We start from the raw sequence: 2,203 nt of genomic DNA, 5'->3' as shown, positions 1-2,203 counted from the left end.
TACTTTTGCGACTTAACGAAATCAGGCAAAAGTCTTGTTTACATTTAGCAGGAAAGAAAGATCTCATGATCAAAATTTGAGCAGGTTGGCAGATGCTGACTTGTTATTGCTATATAAATCTGAATCGGACAACAAAATTATTGGAGAACTTTTCAAAAGATACACGCATCTGGTTTTTGGTTTGTGCATGAAATATTTTAAAAATGAAGATGATAGTAAGGATGCTGTCATGCAAATTTTTGAGAAGCTGCTAACCGATTTGAACCGACACGAAATTCATAACTTTAAAAGTTGGCTTTACAGTGTCAGTAAAAATCATTGCTTGATGGCTTTGCGTAAAACCAAAGTTGAAATACAAACTGACGAGCATATTATTAATAATTATGATGGTGGACTTATGGAAAATGAATCTGCTGCGCATCAAGAGTTTATCGATCACCATCCAGACGAACTTAAAAAGGCATTAAATTCTCTAAAAAAAGAACAAAAGCAATGTGTTAGTTTGTTTTATCTGGAGGAAAAATCATATAAGGAAGTAGCCGAATTAACAGGCTATCCATTGGTAAAAGTTAAAAGTTACATTCAAAATGGTAAACGAAATCTGAAAATTAGCTTAAGTAAAGCAAATGAGTGAAGATCCTAAAATATTGAATCAGCATGATATGGAGAATTGTCCTGACCAGCATTTGTTGTCAGACTATATTCTTGGTAAGCTTAATGAGCGTGAATCAAAAGATTTTTTGAATCACCTTGCTGGTTGTGAGTTTTGTCAAGATGCTGTAGCTGGTTATGCCATGGCGCAGGGTATGGATCAAATTCCGTTGATAATGGATGAGCTACATAAGCAAATTGATGATAGAGTTGATGAGTCCGCAACAAGAACTCCATTTTATCGAAATAATTTTTTTCGTGTAGCAGCCATACTAATCGTTTTAGCTATTGGTGTAGTCGTTGTCTCCAATCTAATTAAAAGTCCGGATAGTGATATTGCAGAAGCAGTTGTAGAGCAAAGTTTGCACAAAAGTGATGACAAAGAAATTAGTGGGAATAAACGAAAGAAAGAATCGAAAAGCAAGCCTGTTGACGAGAAACAAATAGCTCAGTTTGATGCTGAAAAAATTAGTATTGAAAACGACCTTGCTGATCCGAATGATATCGAAATGGAAGTTCCTATTTTAGAGGAAATGGATATCGCTGAGCTTAAAGAGCGTGTTGAATTATCTAGTGAAGAAACAAATTCGTCTGGCTTATTTGCTCCGGAAAGCATAGATGAAACACCTGCAAAAGATAAAGAAGAGAGTTTTGGCTATACAGTTAGCGAAACGAGTAAAGGAATATTTAATAAACAAGCAAACAGCAAAAGCGAGAAAAAGGCAGTCCAAACTACTGGGAAATATGATATAGAAGGTTATTCTGATATACCTGTTGATTCAATAGCGATTTCTCATGATTTTTTTGTGGATGGTATTAATTATTTTAACACTGGCGATTTTAATAATTCCGGTTATTTTCTTGCCAACGCCTATAGCTGGGATTCTACTAATATTGAGGCAGCCTGCCTTTCTGGTATTTCAAATTACAATATTAAGAATTACGCTCTTGCAGTTAGCTATTTCAATGAAGTATTAAGCCAGAAAAATGATCCTTGTTTTTATCAGGCAAAGTGGTTCAAAGCGCAATCACTAGTGAAGTTGAATAAAAGTGAAGAAGCTAAGTCATTGTTAGAGAGTCTATCCAATAAAAGCAATCCCTACCAGAAAGAAGCTCAAAGCTTATTAGAGACAATTAAATAAATTAACCCGTTTAGCGGTTAAGATTTTATAAGTCAAAACTAATTGGTGTTATATGTATGTTTCTTAATGACTCTTCTTCGTATTGGGGATTTAGCTTTAAATTCCACATAAATTCATTTGATGTTAATAGAAATTCTTCGGATTTGTATCCGAATGAATACACAATTAAATGTACTTTATTGAGAAAACAGTCGAGTTTGATAAATGGCTGAGAAAATTAAAAGACCTTAAAGCGAAGGCAAAAATATTGTTCAGAATTCAAAGAATTGAAAGTGATGAGCACTTTGGAGATTGTAAACCTCTAGGTGATGGTGTTCGGGAAATAAAAATTAATTATGCCAAAGGTTATAGGATTTACTTCCATGAAAAAGATGGAAAAATAATCCTTTTGCTTATTGGAGGAGATAAAT

General features: G+C 33.9%; 3 protein-coding genes. All 3 read left to right on the top strand.

Annotated features, from left to right (window positions below; all coding sequences use genetic code 11):
• The first annotated feature begins 76 nt into the window (after positions 1-76).
• Entirely contained in the window at positions 77-634 is a 558-nt protein-coding gene (locus tag HOG71_14595) for a sigma-70 family RNA polymerase sigma factor (GenBank protein ID MBT5992077.1), read from the top strand.
• Complete coding sequence (locus HOG71_14590) at positions 627-1,793, top strand: zf-HC2 domain-containing protein (protein MBT5992076.1); 1,167 nt, start codon at positions 627-629, stop codon at positions 1,791-1,793. The genes HOG71_14595 and HOG71_14590 overlap by 8 nt, the downstream gene beginning before the upstream one ends.
• Before the next feature lie 169 nt (positions 1,794-1,962).
• The coding region (locus HOG71_14585) for a type II toxin-antitoxin system RelE/ParE family toxin (protein ID MBT5992075.1) at positions 1,963-2,203 on the top strand (241 nt) is incomplete at its 3' end.

The sequence above is a fragment of the Bacteroidota bacterium genome, assembly GCA_018698135.1.
Taxonomy (GTDB): domain Bacteria; phylum Bacteroidota; class Bacteroidia; order CAILMK01; family JAAYUY01; genus JABINZ01.
Note: the sequence above shows the minus strand (reverse complement) of the source record. Positions and strands in the feature narration are given on the sequence as shown.